Source organism: Corynebacterium tuberculostearicum, from assembly GCF_022347385.1.
Classification (GTDB): Bacteria; Actinomycetota; Actinomycetes; order Mycobacteriales; family Mycobacteriaceae; genus Corynebacterium; species Corynebacterium tuberculostearicum_M.
This window is the reverse complement of the sequence record NZ_JAKRDT010000001.1, coordinates 119002-135614: the sequence shown is the minus strand read 5'-3', so window position 1 is coordinate 135614 and position 16613 is coordinate 119002. Positions and strand designations below refer to the sequence as shown.

Here is a 16613-nt window from a genome sequence, read left to right as displayed (position 1 = left end):
TCTTTCCACGGTCTGCGTGGGTTTTTCCAATTGAAAGCCATGCCAAGTGGCATAATCGACAGGTTTAAAGAAATAATGGATGCATGACAAATCCGAATTACCCCGCAGATGACTTTTCTTCTTCCGACGCAGACCTCTCCTCGACGGAGCTGAACACTTCTGCACCGGAGACCGATTCTAGCCTAGAGCCGACGGTCTCTGACTCTACTTCTCACTCCACCCAGCCTTCCGGCAAGGCGAAGGGATCTTTCGCAGCCAGCACGTGGATCGCGCTCATCGTAGATTTCCTGCTCCTGATTGTCCTCATTGTTTTCATCATGCAAAACCAGCACGAGGTTCCCATGAACTTCCTGGGCTGGTCCGGTGAGTTCCCTGCCGGAATTGCTTTCCTCATCTTCGCCATTGGCGGAGCACTCATCATGGCGCTGGTGGGTGGCTGGCGCATGTTCGAGTTGCGCCGCCAGCTGCGCAAGCAAGCTCAGCAGGTATAAATCTCAAAAAGCCGCCGCTCCCCTTTTCCCGCCTTCTTAGGAAGGACTATTGGGGAGAGGCGGCTTTTGCGTACCCGCTGCTTCTATGGCGTAAACGTTGCCAGGAAGCTAATGGCCACCCAGGTAACCATGGCGGAAGGCAGCATGCCATCCAGGCGGTCCATCAGTCCACCATGGCCTGGCAGCAGGTCCGACATATCCTTGATTCCCAGCTCACGCTTAAACTGTGATTCCACCAAGTCGCCCAAGGTGGCGCAAATGACGAGGCCAAGGCCCATCAGGCCGCCCACCCAGGCATCGTGATGGAGCAGGAACTTCACGGTAAGCGCGCCGGTGACCACGCCGAAGACGATGGACCCGGCAAAGCCCTCCCACGATTTCTTGGGGCTTACTGCGGGGGCCATGGGATGCGAGCCAAACATCACGCCAGCGATATAGCCACCAGTATCGGAGGCCACCACGCACAACATGAAGACGACGATGGAAGCGGCACCACTGGCAAACGGGGTCGATACCAGCGACAGCATTGCTGCGAAGGTGGCAAAAAGCGGAATCCATGTCAGCACAAAAATGCCGACGGACATATCCCGCAGGTAGTTAATTGGCGGGCGATGGCGACCATTATGGAAGAGGCGACCAAACATAAGCGCCAGCACAGCGGTAACATAGACCGCCACAAGGCCGGGCGCGCCCAGTGGCCACGAGACCCACACCATGGCTTGGCCCAGAATAATGAGCAAGGTGCGCGGAATATAGTAGGAATGCTCCCGCAGGCGGCTGAGCACCTCCCACATAGCAACGCCAACTGCAAGGGCGACGACCGCGTACCACGCGAGCGGGCCGGCCCATACGGCGAGCACGACAAGTGCGCCGAGGCCTACGCCAACGCCGATAGCGGCCGGCAAATCGCGGCCTGCGCCATTCTTCGGCTGAGGCAATCGGCGGTTTATGGCGTCACTCACCGTGACCGGCTCCTTTCGCTGCTTCTTTCGCGCCCCCTCGCTAACGTTCACTGCTCGCCCTCCCCTACTCCAGACTTCGGAGCTGTAGGCCGCGGAACAGAAAAAGCGCCGCCGGCCGGGGACGGGCACGGCGGCAATGACGGGAGGTGCTAGACCTCCATCAGCTCGTTTTCCTTGTTTTCTACCAGCTTGTCCACCTGCTCGATGTAGCCGGAAGTAATCTTTTCCATTTCCTTTTCCGCTGCGATGACCTCGTCCTCGCCGGCGTCGCCGTCCTTCTGCAGCTTCTTCAACTGCTCCATGGCCTTGCGGCGAATATTACGGATAGCAATCTTGCCGTCCTCGCCCTTGCTCTTGGCCAGCTTCACCATTTCCTTACGACGCTCCTCCGTCAGCTGCGGAACGGTCACGCGCAGAACTTGGCCATCGTTGGTAGGATTCACACCCAAATCCGAGTTGCGGATGGAGTTTTCAATCTCATGAATCATGGACTGCTCATAAGGCTTGATGAGCAGCATGCGCGGCTCCGGTACGGAAATGGTAGCCATCTGGGTAATCGGGGTAGGTACACCGTAGTATTCGGCTACCAAGCCGTTGAACATGGTGGGGTTCGCGCGGCCGGTACGAATGGTCACCAGCTGCTCGCGGGTGTGCTCGACGGAAGCGGTCATGTGCTCTTCTGCTTCGAGCTGAATCTCATCGATCATGAGGTTAAATCATCCTTAAACGAATAGGGGTGGCTGTATAAAAAGGTAGCAGGTTCGCGGCCCTTACAGTATTAGGACTGCACCAGCGTGCCGATAACTTCGCCGCCTGCGGCACGGGCGATATTGCCCTCCTCCAGCAGGTTAAAGACCAAAATCGGCATATCATTGTCCATGCACAGGCTAAAGGCCGTGGCATCTGCAACCTTGAGGCCCTTTTCAATGACCTCACGCGGAGTGATTTCGGAGTACAGTTCCGCATCCGGGTTGGTGCGTGGGTCATCGGAGTAGACGCCATCGACTGCCTTGGCCAAGAAAAGAACCTCGGCACCAATTTCCAGGGCACGCTGCGCGGCAGTGGTATCCGTGGAGAAGTACGGCATGCCCATGCCGGCGCCAAAGATAACCACGCGGCCCTTTTCTAGGTGGCGGTCAGCGCGCAGCGGCAGGTACGGCTCGGCAATCTGTGCCATGTTGATGGAGGTCTGCACGCGGCAGTCGACGCCCTGCTGCTTGAGGAAGTCCTGCAATGCGAGGGAATTCATTACCGTGCCCAGCATGCCCATGTAGTCCGAGCGAGCACGGTCCATGCCGCGCTGGGAAAGCTCCGCGCCGCGGAAGAAGTTTCCGCCGCCGATAACCACTGCAATTTCGATTCCCTGGCGGGAGACCTCGGCGATTTGGCGGGCTACGTTTTCAACCACGTCTGGGTCGATACCGACCTTGCCGCCGCCGAACATCTCACCGCCCAGCTTCAGCATTACTCGCTTGTATCCGGTTCGCTTAATATCTGCAGCAGTCACGCCTACTTCGTCTCCTTAACGCGGGGCAGTTTCAATCTCCGCCCTATCTTACCCATATATCTTTCGCATCCTCACACCGCCTGCCGGTGCAGTCCACTAGGCAATTGCTACGTGCCGGACCCTCACCTGCGAACGGACGATCCGCACTAGTTGCCACGGTGAGCGCACAACAAAGCCCACGAAGGGTGGTCCTTCGTGGGCTAAGTGTTAAAGCGGGGTGGGCTTAAGCGCCAACCTCGTAGCGAACGAAGCCGGTGATGGTGGTGCCAGCTTCTTCAGCAACCTGCTTTACGGTCTTCTTGTTATCAGACAGGGAAGCCTGCTCCAGCAGAACGATGGACTTGAAGAAGCCGTTCAGGCGGCCTTCCACGATCTTCGGCAGGGCTGCCTCTGGCTTGCCCTCCTCACGAGTGGTGGCCTCAGCGATCTCGCGCTCCTTCTCGACGATCTCTGCAGGAACGTCCTCGCGGGTGAGGTACTCAGCGTTCATTGCAGCAATCTGCAGGGCTGCGGCGTGAGCGCCTTCCTCGCTGCCCTCGTAGGAAACCAGAACGCCCACTGCCGGCGGCAGGTCAGCGGAACGCTGGTGCAGGTAAACGGCAACGTTGTCGCCCTCTACGGTAACTGCACGGCGTGCCTGCAGCTTCTCACCGGTCTTTGCGGACTCCTCGTCCACGACCTCGGAGACCTTCTTGCCGTCGATCTCAATGTTGTTGAGCTCGTCAGCGGAGTTTGCCTTGGCCTCAGCAGCAGCGTCAGCAATCTTGGCTGCGAAGGTCTTGAAAGCCTCGTTCTTAGCAACGAAGTCGGTCTCACAGTTGATCTCGACCATGGTGTTGCCGGAAACGGCGATGAGACCCTCGGTAGCCTCACGGTCAGCGCGCTTGGAGACGTTCTTAGCGCCCTTGATGCGCAGGTACTCAACGGCCTTGTCGTAGTCGCCGTTGGACTCTTCCAGAGCCTTCTTGCAATCGAGCATGCCGGAGCCGGTAGCTTCGCGCAGTGCCTTGACGTCTGCAGCAGTGTAGTTCGCCATAGTTGGGGCGATCCTCCTTGAAAATCAAACAGTGTTCGTTCAAACAGCGTAGTCGACGCGGTGAAATCGCGCCGCTTTAGGGTGGCAGAAACCACCCCTTTCCCACCTATGCATGAAAGTGGAGCTGGTTTCAGCAGCACCCAGCATAGATAAAACCAACCCCCGCCGCCGTTAAAGCACGGTGGCGGGGGTTGGTAAACAGCCTTGGGCAGGAATTACTCCCTTGCTGCCCCACACCAAAAGTGCGTGGGGTATTCAGTTAAACGCAGGTAAGGAAGATTCCTAGCGAGAAGTTAAGACTACTTCTCGGCCTTGTCTGCGGATGCTTCCTCAGACTTTTCCGCAGAAGCTGGGTCGGAAGCTGCGGCAGCTGCCTCAGCGTCACGCTTTTCCTTCTCAGCGGAGTCGCCGGCAGCTTCCTTAGCTGCAGCCAGCTGACGCTCCTCACGAGCCTTCTTGCCTTCCTCAACAGCGGAGGCAACGATGCCGGAGAGCAGCTTGGTGGAGCGGATGGCGTCGTCGTTGCCCGGGATCGGGAAGTCAACGTCGTCCGGGTCGCAGTTGGTGTCCAGGATGGCAACAACCGGGATGTTCAGCTTGTGAGCTTCCTTTACCGCGATGTGCTCCTTGTTGGTATCAACAATCCACAGTGCGGATGGGGTCTTGGCCATATCGGAGATGCCACCCAGAACGCGCTCGAGCTTGGCGCGCTCACGGTTGAGCATGAGAACTTCCTTCTTGGTGCGGCCCTTGTAGCCGTCCTCACGCTCGTCCATTGCCTGAAGCTCCTTCATGCGCTTCAGACGCTTGGAAACGGTCTGGAAGTTGGTGAGCATGCCGCCCAACCAGCGGTGGTTGACGTAAGGCATACCGACGCGGGTTGCTTCCTCAGCAACTGCTTCCTGAGCCTGCTTCTTGGTACCAACGAACAGGATGGTGCCGCCGTGTGCAACGGTTTCCTTGACGAACTCGTAAGCCTCGTCAATGTAGGTCAGCGTCTGCTGCAGGTCGATGATGTAGATGCCGTTACGGTCGGTGAAGATGAAACGACGCATCTTCGGATTCCAGCGACGGGTCTGGTGGCCAAAGTGCACACCAGCGTCGAGGAGCTCGCGCATGGTTACAACTGCCATGATTCGCTCGCTTTCTTTTTATCTTGTCTTTCGGTTTTCCAATTGTGCGGTGTTTTATTCCGCACCCTAGCAACGAAGGCCCCGCTGACACCTTGTTTCCAAGGACCACGTCAACCGTCAGGCTGTCTCTTCCTTCCAGCAGGAAGCGACAACTTCGCCGCGCGTAGTCAATGCCTCCACGAGGTGGACACACTGCTGCCCCAAAGAATAATCCCTATACGCTGGTTTTTCCAAACCGAAGACAGCTTATCCACAACTTCGCCGCAGCCACTTTGCATCAATCGTCACAACCAGCTCAACCACATCATGCAACCCAAGTTGTCCACAGCTAAAAGGAACGGACTTCCCAAATGCTTGTCTCCGGCGGACACTGTGCCCATGAATCACTTTCTTTCCCCCTCCGCATTTCCCGCTTGCCGACGCCCCACCTTCCTCCCCACCACTTTCCTCACCCTTCTTTCGCTTCTTATTCTGTCTTGCCCACCGGCCACGGCCTATGTCGACCCTGCTTCCGGCAAACCTAGCCCGGCGCGGGTACTACGCGGATTCGACGCCCCAGAACAAAAGTGGAGCCCTGGCCACCGCGGCGTCGACATGGCCCTATCGGTGGGCTCACCGGTGGTAGCCTCCGAAGATGGCGAAGTCGCCTTTGTGGGCACGGTGGCCGGCAAACCAGTTGTCTCCATTGCTCACGCGGATGGAGTGAGAACGACGTATCAGCCCGTGCACGGCTCCGTAAAGCAGGGCCAAGAAGTCCGCGAGGGCCAAGTTATTGGCCGTTTAGGCAATCCCGTCGATGGCTATCCCGGACTGCACTGGGGCGCACTCATCGCAAAGGATACCTACATAGACCCTTTAACCCTGCTGGATATGCCGGTAATTCGCCTCAAACCGCTTTAGGCTCGGGGATGGGCTTGGCCGTATACGCGTTGCAAGCGCTGCGCGGACACGTGGGTATAAATCTGCGTGGTATTAAGCGAGGAGTGCCCCAGTAGTTCTTGCACTACGCGCAAATCTGCCCCGCCTTCTAAAAGGTGGGTTGCGGCAGAGTGGCGCACCCCGTGCGGGGTAAGCCCCTGTGTACCAGTGACTTTGGCGGCCTTTTCTACAATGCGGCGCACCTGGCGTTGATCGATGCGCCCTCCCCTGCTGCCAACAAAAACCGCTTCAGTATCGGCCGCAGCGATTTCTCCACGGCCTTTGTCAATCCACTGCTTTAAGGCGTCTTCCGCTGCGTGCCCGAAAGGCACTACACGCTGCTTATTACCCTTACCGGTGACGTGCAAGGTACCGCGTTGAAAATCAATATCCCCTAGATCTAGCCGGACCAACTCCGCCACGCGCATACCGGAGGCATAGAGCAACTCCAGGATGGCACTATCGCGAAGGAAGTGGACTTCATCGGCAGAGACCGCATTGCCCATAAGCTCGCCGGCCTGCTCAGGAGCGAGAACCGTGGGAAGGTGACGCCCCACTTTGGGCGTAACTAGGCGGGCAGCAACGTCTCGCTTCAGGTGCCCTTCGCGCACTGCCCAAGTAGAAAAACCCTTCGCTGCCGCGGTGCGCCGTGCCAGGGTGGAACGCGACTTTCCTTCCGTAACAGCTTCTGCCAACCATTGGCGCAAGCTGTTGAGGTCAAACTCCGCGAAGGTAGGCACGCTGCGTGCAAGGTCGCGCAAGTCGGAGCGATACCCGCGCACCGTCGCTTCTGCGCGGCCTTTGACATGTAGTTGGAAATCCGCGAAGTCCTCAATGGCCTCAGCCATCTGCCCCTCAACTTTCGGAGACTTCGCGGACTTTCCATCTTCACTCATGCCACAGCAGTGTACTCGCCCTACGCAGGTGCCATTTATTCCGTTTCCCGGCGCGCCCAGGTATTGCCATGGCGGACGACAACGCACATCTTTTCCAGTGCCAGTAGTAAGTGAACTGTCAGCGGTAAACGGAATCCCGCTTCGCGCGCAATGTCTTCTGCCGTTGCTTTCTCCTGTCCTAGCGGTGGCGTCGCGTCAAACACGCGCAACTCATTGCGGGAGAGGCGTTGGGTCATGGTTGCCGCAAAATTGATTTCGTACTGTGCGCCTGGGTCCACTTCCCCGGCGCGACTTACTAGAGCGCGAATTTCATCAGCACTGGTAACCAACTGTGCGCGGCCTTCTTGAATGCGCTGGTGGCAGCCCAACGAACCGCTAGTAGTTATCGGCCCGGGCACCGCCATCGCAACGCGCCCAAGCGCTTCTGCCCAGTTGAGGGTGTTCAATGCGCCCGATCGAAATGCCGCCTCCATAACGACCGTGCCGTGGCTCAATGCTGCCACTAAGCGATTGCGTGTTAAGAACCTGTGGCGCTTCGGCGCGGTTTCCGGTGCGAATTCAGAAACGATGCAGCCGTTATCTGCAATCTTGGCAAATAAGTTGGCATTGCGGGCTGGGTAATCCCTATCGATGCCACACGCTGCTATAGCTACCGTGCGCCCGTTGTTGTGCAACGCTGTTTCGTGCGCGACGGTATCCACTCCCAGCGCGCCGCCAGATATTGGAGTCCATTCATGCTGAACCAATCCGGACACGACGTTGTGGGTGGCCTGCCAGCCATAGCGAGAAATAGCACGAGTACCGACGATGGCCACAGCTTGAGCAACCTCTGCCTGCAATGGCGCACCGCGCACCCACAGGCTATGCGGTGGCAATGCTTGGTCATCAAAAGTAGCTGGGGCCTCCCCGCTGTGCTGATAGAAGCCGAATGCAGAGTCAAACTCTTCTGTGGGCCACTCTGGGCTTTCTGCCGTAATGAGCCGTGCCCCGACCCTTTCGGCTGCCGCCATGTCTTCGGCTTGCCGCAACCAGTCATAGCGAGAGGCCGTGCGCGCCAAAAGCGGACCAATCCAGTCAGCACGGTGATAGATTCCGTGGGCGATTTCCTCTGCTGGGTACTGCGTTAGCAAGGCCTGCAGAGCAGCAGAGGGGCCTTCCACCACTCGGTTGAGGTATACCCAGGTCGCATACGGAGTAGAGAGGTCGAGTTCGCTCATGCCGCGAGCCTCCCTACATTAATTGAGCCGCGCAGATCGAGCGCGCGCCCCACTTCATCCAGGTCCGGCTGCGCCTTTCCTGCTAGATCCGCCAGGGTCCAGGAGAGCTTCAATACGCGGTCCACTCCGCGCTGGGATATTTCGCCATCTGCCAAATAAGCGGACAGCATTACCATCGCGGCTTCGGCGGCTGGCCTCTTTCGGCGCAAATAGGACGAAGGCACTTCCCCATTGGTGCGCGCGGTGATGCCATCCGCCCACCAGCGCGCGGCGGCACGTTCACGGGCCGCGGCGACGCGCTCGGCGATAACTGCGGATTCCTCTTCTCCCTCCGCGTTAATAGTTGCCGCCTGCCCCGTTAGCGTGACCACCATATCCAGACGGTCTCGCAGCGGACCGGAGAGGTTGGATAGATAGTTCATGCGTTCATGCGGATTGCACCTGCACTTGGACGGGTCTTCGGCCGCACACCTGCACGGGTTTGCCGCCATGACCAGTTGGAAGCGAGCAGGATAGGTAACCTCGCGGCGCGAGCGCGCCAACCGCACGTGTCCTTCCTCCAGCGGTGCACGCAATCCATCGAGTACCGGCGCGGCTACTTCACTGGCCTCGTCGAGAAAGAGCACACCATTGTGAGCCAAGCTCACCGCACCAGGTCGCGGATGACCGGAACCGCCGCCAAGTAATGCGGCCCGAGTTACCGAGGCATGCGGGGCAATGAATGGGGCGCGTTCGATAACCTCACCTGGAGTTCCGGTTAGCGAATGAATCGCAGTGGTTTCTATCTGCTGATCTGGGGTAAGCGTAGGCAGGATGGTGGGCAGACGCGAGGCGATCATGGACTTTCCAGACCCAGGCGGCCCGATCATCATCAAGTGGTGGCCGCCGGCAGCAGCAACCTCGGCAGCCCATTTGGCATTGGATTGACCAGCGATATCGCTAAAGTCGAGTCGCGACGCCGCCGCAGGCGCGGGGCTGAGCGACCCCGAAAAGCTTCCAGCCTGCGGCAGCCCACGGTTACTGCAAGCCCAGCTGAAGGCTTCCTTCAACGACGACGCAACGAGTACGTCCATGTCCGGCACCAATGTGGCCTCTGCGGCATTGCCAGGCGGAACGATAAGAGTTGTTATTCCCTGTTCCCGTGCGGCGAGAAGAGCGGGGATAATGCCTGCTACAGACCGAACGGAGCCGTCGAGACCGAGCTCGCCCAGGACCAAGGTGCGCTGGAGACGTTGGGCGGGCGAGGGAGTACTGCCATAAGACGGGAAGTCGGCCTCCGCCTGTGCCGCGAGGATCGCAAGCGCTATGGGTAGGTCAAAGTGGGACCCGGATTTGGGAAGCGAAGCCGGGGACATGGAGACCACCACTTTGGTCTTGGGCCAGGGAAGATGGGAATTAAAGGCTGCGGTCCTGATCCGGTCCCGGGATTCGGAGATTGCGGTATCCGTCTGGCCTACAACGTGTATCCCTGGCAGCCCATGGCCAACGTTTGCTTCTACCTCAACCAACTGAGCTAGGACTCCATTGAGGGACATGGTCAAACAATTACCTAGAGCCATCTTCGACCGCCTTGAAGTGTTCCAGCGCAAACCCCTGCCCGCGCGCGACCAAGGCAATGACGTCGAATCGCACCTCAGACAGTGGCCTTCCGTCGAGCCACTGCGCCGCGGCTTTACGCAGGCGCGCGAGCTTCTGCGGGGTTACGGCCTCAGCTACCCCGTAGCTAGAATTGGCGCGGGTCTTTACCTCAACAAAGACGATGGTTCCGTTAGGTTCCCGGGCGATGAGGTCGATTTCTCCCACCCGATAAGAGACGTTGGCAGCGATGATTTCTGCTCCGCGCTCGCGCAGATAGCGCGCTGCGAAGGCCTCTCCCCTTTTGCCTAAGACTTGTTTATGGCGAGGCTTCTTCGTGGCCAAGCGGTGTTCTGAATTAAAGTGCATTGCGGTTTCCTTGTGCGTTGGGAAATTCATTGGCCAGCACAGAACACCGCAGTTGGCAAGGCTTATACAAGGGACGCAGTAGCAAAAAGGCCCTAGCTGTGGATAACCAGGCTCTGCACCTCTGTTATCCACAGCTAGGGCGCGGCGCTGTGTGCGCCGTCTTGACAAAGTTATTCCGGCATCATGAATTCCGGCTTATCCAGCTCCTCGATATTGACATCCTTGTATGTAATAACGCGGACGTAGCGCACAAAGCGCGCGGAGCGGTACATATCCCATACCCAAGCATCAGACATGCGCACCTCGTAGTAGACATCAGGCCCAGAGGTATGCGGAATGAGCTCTACCGCATTAGCCAGATAAAAGCGCCGCTCAGTTTCAACGACATAGGAAAACTGGCTGACAACGTCCCGGTACTCGCGGTAGAGGGACAGCTCTACCTCAGCCTCGTAGTTATCGAGTTCCTCTGCACTCACGGTGGACCTCCAGGTTGTGGGTTAGCTCGCTATAGCTTAGCGCGAGAAAGGCTAGATTTTAGCTAGGCACGCGCGGCAAACTCCGCATGAGCGCGGCGGACATTCTCATAGCTCATCCGGTGCTCCGGGCACGCTCCAAGCGCCGCAATTGCGGCCTCATGCGCCTTGGTTCCGTACCCCTTATGGCTGCCTAACCCGTAGCCGGGGTACCGCGCATCCAGCTCGTGCATCAGGTGGTCGCGGCTGACTTTGGCCAATACACTCGCCGCGGCAATGCACCGTGCGGCCGCATCGCCACCGATGATGGGCAGGTGGGGTTGAGTGAGGCCGGGGATAAAGAGGGCGTCGGTAAGCACATAGCCCGGAGGTGCCTCCAGGCGCGCAACCGCCCTGCGCATGCCGGAAATATTGGCGTGTTGGATGCCGCGCTTATCGATGTCCCCCGCACCTATGTGCACCACAGACCAGTCCACAGCCTTGTCTTTAATGAGTGGAAAAAGCTTCTCGCGCTGTTTGGGAGTGAGCTTCTTTGAATCTGTAAGCTCCGCCAACTCCTTGATCGGACGATCGGGCATGACGCAGGCTGCGATGGTAATTGGTCCACAGCAGGCGCCGCGCCCAGCCTCATCCACGCCGGCTACCGGGCCTAAACCGGCCTTGTTCAAAGCGACCTCGTAGGTGCGTCGCTGTTTAAGCCGCCGCATGCGAGATTTCCGGGTGTTGCACCCCGCCCCAACGCGAAAGCGGCAAAATGACGGCCTCGACGCGCCCGCGGACGTTGTCTACCGGCACGGTGCCCTGCAGGTGGTCGCCCAAGTGCGCACGGGAATCGAGGGAGTTGGTGCGATTATCACCCATCACCCAAAGGCTTCCCTCGGGGACGGTGACCGGGCCAAAATACTCGCCGCCGCACTCCTGCGAGCCCACGCTGGGGTCTACGGGAATCTCCGGCGGATCGAGGACGAAGGATTGGTCAATGGGCTTTCCGTCCACCATGACCGCGGGGTCGCCTGCCTGACAGCTCACCGTCTGCCCGCCGGTAGCAATGACGCGCTTTACCAGGATATTTTCCCCATTGGGAAGCAGACCTACGGCTGCCAAAGCGTTCTGCGCGCCGCGTACAAAAATATTGCGCGAGCGATTGACCTCAAACTCGTTATTCCACGACTCGGGCCCTTCAAAAACCACCACCTCCCCGGGCTTGGGGTCCGTGAAGTAGTAGCTGACCTTTTGCACGGCAATGCGATCATTTTTGCAGCCGGCACACCCGTGCAGGGTCGGTTCCATCGAAGCAGAAGGAATGACATACATCCGCCCCACCAGCGCCTGCAGGAGCACCAGCAGGACAAAGCCTGCCACCACGGGGATGAGAAAATCCCGAGTGCGCAGGCGTTGGGAGGAAGGCTTATTCCTGAATGTCCGGGTCATCGACCCCACCAATGCGGGTAAACGGCCAGAATACAAATTTCACCTTGCCGCGGACGTTTTCTACTGGAACCGTGCCGTGGAACTTATCGGTCATGTGGTAGCGCGAATCGGCCGAAGCGGTACGGTTATCGCCCATCACCCAGATATTGTCCTCTGGGACCTCGACGGGACCGAAGTACGGACCACCACAGGCCTCCGAGCCGGTCGACTCATCTACCGGGTACGTAGGCGGGTCTTGCACATAGTCTTGCTCGATGGGTTTGCCATCTACCATGACTGCAGGATCGCCCTCCTGGCAGGACACCGTCTGTCCGCCGGTAGCGACCACACGCTTGACCAAGGTGTTTTCATCTGGTGGTGTCAAAGATACGAAGCTCAACGCATCCTGCACGCCATGAATGACCGGGTTGGACGAGCGCGGCGAGACATAGCTGGAATTCCAGTCCTCGGTGCCCTTAAATACGACAACATCGCCTGGTTCAGGCTCTCCATCGCCGTAATAGGAGATCTTTTCCGTAAAGATACGGTCATTTGTGCAGCCCTCGCAGCCATGCAGTGTCGGCTCCATCGAACCCGATGGGATCACATACTGCCGGCCGATAAAGTTCTGGAATAGTCCGACGATCACGAGAACCGTCGCCACTACCAGAAGGGTTTCCAGCAGCCACGGCATTTCTTTCTTCTTAGTCGCCTCTTTGCTTTGCTGAGTGGCGTCGCCCTGTACTGGGTGGGCCCCCTCGCCTTCTGGCGGCTGTTCCTGCGAGATGCTGTCTTTATTCACGCGCTAGATCCTAGCAACCCCACGCACCGTTTCCGGTCTTATCCCCCTCGCTGCAGGGGGATTCACAGTGAACTTTCCGTTTAGATCATGCTTCTAACTTTGAAATAAGCGCAGTTGGGCATTAAAAATCCCCTTGCACCCACAGTTGGGTGCAAGGGGAAGCTGGCGCGCAGCGCGCTAGTACTAGCGACGCTCCTTGATGCGAGCCTTCTTGCCGCGCAGATCACGCAGGTAGTAGAGCTTCGCACGGCGGACGCGGCCACGGCGGGAGACCTTGATGGACTCCAGGTTCGGGGAGTGAACCGGGAAGGTACGCTCAACGCCGATACCGAAGGAAACCTTACGAACAGTGAAGGTCTCACGGATGCCGGAGCCCTGGCGACGGATGCAGATGCCCTTGAAGAGCTGTGCACGCTCGTTGTTGCCCTCGATAACCTTTACGTTAACGTCGAGGGTATCGCCTGGGCGGAAGGACGGGATATCGTCGCGCAGCTGTGCTGCATCGACCTTGTCAATAATGTTGGACATGCCAATATTCCTTTTCAGTTTGGGACAGAGGACCCTAGCGGCGTACTGCCTAACCGGTTCGTGCCCGTTACATAGAACGGTGCACAATTTTTCCACATACGCCAGCCGGAAACAAATTCTCATATCGCAAGCTTGCTTGCCCCGCCCAGGATTTGTCACCGCGGTGGGAGGCATCTAGAAGCCTGCCTTCTTCAGAGCATCGGCCATAGCTCCGCCACCGCCGGCGCTACCTGCCCTACCCGTGCGGCCGCGCGAGCCATTCCGGGATCCGCGCCCAGATTTGTGGCCAGAGCGCTTTCCTTCTCCCCTGCCGCCAGACTTGGCGGAACCCCGTGGGGAATCACCGCGGCGCTTCGGAGCCGGCTGCCCCGGTTCATCATCCAAGCGGAGGGAGAGACCGATGCGCTGGCGCTCCACATCAACCTCCATGACCTTCACCTTGACCACCTGGCCAGAGCGCACGACCTCGTGCGGATCGGAGACAAACTTGTGGCTCATGGCAGAAACGTGGACGAGGCCATCCTGATGGACTCCGACATCCACGAAGGCGCCAAATGCCGCCACGTTTGTCACCGTGCCCTCAAGAATCATGCCCGGGGTGAGATCGGAGACTTTATGTACGCCTTCTTTAAAGGTGGCGGTCTTGAACTCAGGGCGCGGGTCGCGTCCGGGTTTATCCAGCTCGGCGATGATATCGGTCACCGTAGGAATGCCGAAAGTCTCGTCTGCAAAGTCTGCTGGCGCAAGCGTGCTGAGTACGCGGGTATTGCCAATAAGTTCAGAAATCCCCAGGCCCGTCTTCTCCGCGATGCGGGAGACGACAGGATAGGCCTCTGGGTGCACGGCAGAGGAATCCAGCGGATCGGTGCCGCCGTTAATACGGAGGAAGCCTGCAGACTGCTCGAAGGCCTTAGGCCCCAGACGCGGTACCTTCTTCAGTTCCTTGCGGGAAGCAAAAGAACCGTGTTCATTGCGGTAGGCCACAATATTGGTGGCGATAGTGGAATTGACGCCCGCTACGCGCTCAAGCAGCGGGACGGAAGCGGTATTGAGATCTACGCCCACGCCGTTTACCGCACTTTCCACGACGCCATCGAGGGTGCGGGCGAGCGCCGTCTGGTTAACGTCGTGCTGGTACTGCCCCACACCAATGGCCTTCGGATCGATCTTGACCAACTCAGCCAAAGGATCCTGCAAGCGGCGAGCGATGGAAACCGCGCCGCGCAGTGAGACATCCATGTCGGGAAATTCCTCCGCCGCAAGCGGCGAGGCGGAATAGACCGAGGCGCCGGACTCGGAAACCACGACGGGCGTGGGTCGCTGGCCGCCGGCCTGTTTAATTAGGTCCGCAATTTCCTGAGCAAGCTTCTCGGTCTCGCGGGAGGCGGTGCCGTTGCCGATGGCCATAAGGTCTACAGAATGCTTGGCGCACAGGGTCGACAGCGTCTGAACTGCTTGACTCCACTGATTTTGCGGCTGATGCGGGTAGACAATGGCGGTGTCGAGCACCTTGCCGGTTTTGTCCACTACCGCGCACTTCACACCATTGCGGTAACCCGGATCCAAGCCGATGGTGGAACGTTGGCCAGCAGGTGCCGCGAGCAGCACGTCGCGCAGATTGGTGGCAAAGATCTTCAGCGCGCCTTCCTCCGCAATCTCTTTCAGCCGCATGCGAACGTCCAGGCTGGAGGAAATATAGAGCTTGGTGCGCCAGCCCCAATGGACGGCGTCGGCAAGCCACTTGGAGGAGCGATCCAGCTCGAAGCGGGAGGCGATTACATCCTCGTAATCGGCGTCATCGCCGGCATCTAGTTGCAGCTGCAGCACTCCCTCATTCTCGCCACGCAGCAGCGCCAAGATGCGGTGCGAAGGCAGCTTGTGGAAGGGCTCGTTGAAATCGAAGTAATCCTTAAACTTCGCACCGTCGGCTTCCTTGCCCTCAACAACGTGGGCGCCCATGGAGCCTTCAGTGAACATACGCTCGCGTACTTCACCCACCAGATCCGCGTCGAGCGCGAAGCGGTCTACCAAGATGGCCCGGGCGCCGTCGAGGGCCTTCTTGGTGTCTTCAAAGCCCTCGGTGATAAAGGCCTGTGCCAACTCTTCTGGAGTGGCGTTGGGATCCGCAATGAGCTTATCGGTCAGCTCCTCAAGGCCGGCTTCGCGGGCAATATCGGCCTTGGTTTTGCGGCGCTTCTTATACGGCAGGTACAGGTCCTCCAGGCGCGCCTTGGTCTCGCAGGCAAGGATTTGCTCCTTGAGGGCGTCGCCAAGCTTGCCCTGCTCTTCAATCGCCGCAAGGATGGTCTCCTTGCGCTCCTGTAGTTCCTTTAGATAGTTCGCGCGCTCTTCAATGGTGCGCAGCTGGGAGTCATCCAGCCCACCGGTGGCCTCCTTGCGGTAGCGAGCGATAAAGGGCACTGTATTGCCCTCCGCAAGCAGCTGCAACGCGGTAGAAACCTGCGATTCCTTGACGTTGAGCTCGGCGGCGATAGTGGCCGCAATATTCACGTGGTCTCCTCACTCTTTCTCGAGGTTAGGGATTAGACCCACCCAATTTACCGCACGGCCCCTCTACTGCCTTCGCTTGCCGACGCCCCCAAGACGCACAAAACCTCCTTTCCCCAGTAAGGAAAGGAGGTTGCCGTAGTGCGTTCTTAGTAGATAACCACGCGGGCGTTATCACCGCCGGAGCAGGAAACGCGCGAAGAGCTACCGGAGCAGTACATGGTGTAGGTACCACCTGTGGCCGGCGAGTAGACACTCAAGGTAGCGCCGGTTCCGCCGCCAGCGACCCAGTTATTCATAAACGCGGTATAGACGTTGCTGGCAAAGCCGCTGGAGGTCTTGCTGGTGGCTGCATAGTAGCTAGTGAAGTCACTCCAAGAGTGCCCATTGCTGCTGCCAGAAGACGCTGCCTGCGCCGGCGCTGGTGCTGGGGCGTCCTTGGTCTTGGTCACCGTGACCGGGCTGGAATCTTCATCCTCATCCTCAGCATCGTCCTTGGACGCGGAACCGGAGTGCTTGCTAGATCCGGAGCCGGAGCCGCTATTGGCATCAGCCTGCTGGAATTGACTATCGGCGGCCGCGCTAGTCGATGCATCGTCCTTGTTATTGGTCACGAACATGATGACCATGGCTGCCACCGCGATGACCGCCACAATGGCTGCGATAATCGCGGCGATCGTGGCGCCACCTACGCCACCGCTTTGCTGCGGCTGGGAATAATACTGCTGATTGTACTGGGGCGGCTGTTGGTTATATCCACCGTAGTTATTGCCGTTGGGAGCCGTCAT

General features: G+C 58.7%; 18 protein-coding genes. 2 read left to right on the top strand and 16 right to left on the bottom strand.

The genetic code is table 11. The annotated features are described in order from the left end of the window. The first annotated feature begins 83 nt into the window (after positions 1-83). Positions 84-491, top strand: coding sequence for a LapA family protein (locus tag MHK00_RS00645; protein WP_005325219.1), 408 nt, complete (start codon positions 84-86; stop codon positions 489-491). An 83-nt stretch (positions 492-574) separates the two neighbouring features. Here MHK00_RS00645 and MHK00_RS00640 read toward each other — a convergent pair whose 3' ends face one another. From MHK00_RS00640 to rpsB, 5 genes are all read right to left on the bottom strand, one after another. Further along, positions 575-1453 (bottom strand): phosphatidate cytidylyltransferase, encoded by an 879-nt coding sequence (locus MHK00_RS00640; protein ID WP_179386650.1) that lies wholly within the window; start codon positions 1451-1453, stop codon positions 575-577. 149 nt (positions 1454-1602) lie between these two features. After that, positions 1603-2160 carry a ribosome recycling factor gene (gene frr, locus MHK00_RS00635; protein WP_005325221.1) on the bottom strand — a complete coding sequence of 186 codons (558 nt, stop codon included), beginning with the start codon at positions 2158-2160 and terminating at the stop codon, positions 1603-1605. A 71-nt stretch (positions 2161-2231) separates the two neighbouring features. Continuing rightward, positions 2232-2918, bottom strand: a complete 687-nt coding sequence (gene pyrH, locus MHK00_RS00630) for a UMP kinase (protein ID WP_023027755.1) — start codon at positions 2916-2918, stop codon at positions 2232-2234. Positions 2919-3183: 265 nt separating this feature from the next. Then, positions 3184-3996: a translation elongation factor Ts gene (gene tsf / locus MHK00_RS00625; protein WP_005325225.1), complete on the bottom strand. Its 813-nt coding sequence runs from the start codon at positions 3994-3996 to the stop codon at positions 3184-3186. Between the two features lie 299 nt (positions 3997-4295). Then, entirely contained in the window at positions 4296-5129 is an 834-nt protein-coding gene (gene rpsB / locus MHK00_RS00620) for a 30S ribosomal protein S2 (RefSeq protein WP_005325233.1), read from the bottom strand. Between the two features lie 378 nt (positions 5130-5507). Here rpsB and MHK00_RS00615 point away from each other — a divergent pair, with 378 nt between their 5' ends. Continuing rightward, positions 5508-6029: a M23 family metallopeptidase gene (locus MHK00_RS00615; protein ID WP_250410034.1), complete on the top strand. Its 522-nt coding sequence runs from the start codon at positions 5508-5510 to the stop codon at positions 6027-6029. On the opposite strand, the gene MHK00_RS00610 is transcribed toward MHK00_RS00615, so the two are convergent. The 11 genes from MHK00_RS00610 to MHK00_RS00560 all read right to left on the bottom strand — a co-directional run bounded on the left by MHK00_RS00610 (position 6026) and on the right by MHK00_RS00560 (position 16613). Then, complete coding sequence (locus MHK00_RS00610) at positions 6026-6943, bottom strand: tyrosine recombinase XerC (protein WP_250410033.1); 918 nt, start codon at positions 6941-6943, stop codon at positions 6026-6028. The genes MHK00_RS00615 and MHK00_RS00610 overlap by 4 nt on opposite strands. A gap of 35 nt (positions 6944-6978) precedes the next feature. Beyond that, entirely contained in the window at positions 6979-8160 is a 1182-nt protein-coding gene (dprA, locus tag MHK00_RS00605; RefSeq protein WP_150850565.1) for a DNA-processing protein DprA, read from the bottom strand. Then, entirely contained in the window at positions 8157-9719 is a 1563-nt protein-coding gene (locus MHK00_RS00600; RefSeq protein WP_250410032.1) for a YifB family Mg chelatase-like AAA ATPase, read from the bottom strand. The genes dprA and MHK00_RS00600 overlap by 4 nt, the downstream gene beginning before the upstream one ends. After that, positions 9706-10104, bottom strand: coding sequence for a YraN family protein (locus MHK00_RS00595; RefSeq protein WP_250410031.1), 399 nt, complete (start codon positions 10102-10104; stop codon positions 9706-9708). The genes MHK00_RS00600 and MHK00_RS00595 overlap by 14 nt, the downstream gene beginning before the upstream one ends. 170 nt (positions 10105-10274) lie before the next feature. Then, complete coding sequence (locus MHK00_RS00590; protein WP_005325239.1) at positions 10275-10580, bottom strand: DUF2469 domain-containing protein; 306 nt, start codon at positions 10578-10580, stop codon at positions 10275-10277. A gap of 62 nt (positions 10581-10642) precedes the next feature. Next, entirely contained in the window at positions 10643-11284 is a 642-nt protein-coding gene (locus MHK00_RS00585; RefSeq protein ID WP_250410030.1) for a ribonuclease HII, read from the bottom strand. Further along, positions 11271-12008, bottom strand: a complete 738-nt coding sequence (gene lepB / locus MHK00_RS00580) for a signal peptidase I (protein WP_250410029.1) — start codon at positions 12006-12008, stop codon at positions 11271-11273. Before lepB (MHK00_RS00580) ends, MHK00_RS00585 begins: the two co-directional genes overlap by 14 nt. Beyond that, on the bottom strand, positions 11986-12789 hold the full coding sequence (gene lepB, locus MHK00_RS00575) for a signal peptidase I (protein ID WP_250410028.1): 804 nt from the start codon (positions 12787-12789) through the stop codon (positions 11986-11988). Before lepB (MHK00_RS00575) ends, lepB (MHK00_RS00580) begins: the two co-directional genes overlap by 23 nt. A gap of 183 nt (positions 12790-12972) precedes the next feature. Beyond that, entirely contained in the window at positions 12973-13317 is a 345-nt protein-coding gene (gene rplS, locus MHK00_RS00570) for a 50S ribosomal protein L19 (protein ID WP_005325245.1), read from the bottom strand. A 174-nt stretch (positions 13318-13491) separates the two neighbouring features. After that, complete coding sequence (locus MHK00_RS00565; protein WP_250410027.1) at positions 13492-15828, bottom strand: Tex family protein; 2337 nt, start codon at positions 15826-15828, stop codon at positions 13492-13494. 146 nt (positions 15829-15974) lie between these two features. Beyond that, positions 15975-16613, bottom strand: coding sequence for a hypothetical protein (locus MHK00_RS00560; protein ID WP_250410026.1), 639 nt, complete (start codon positions 16611-16613; stop codon positions 15975-15977).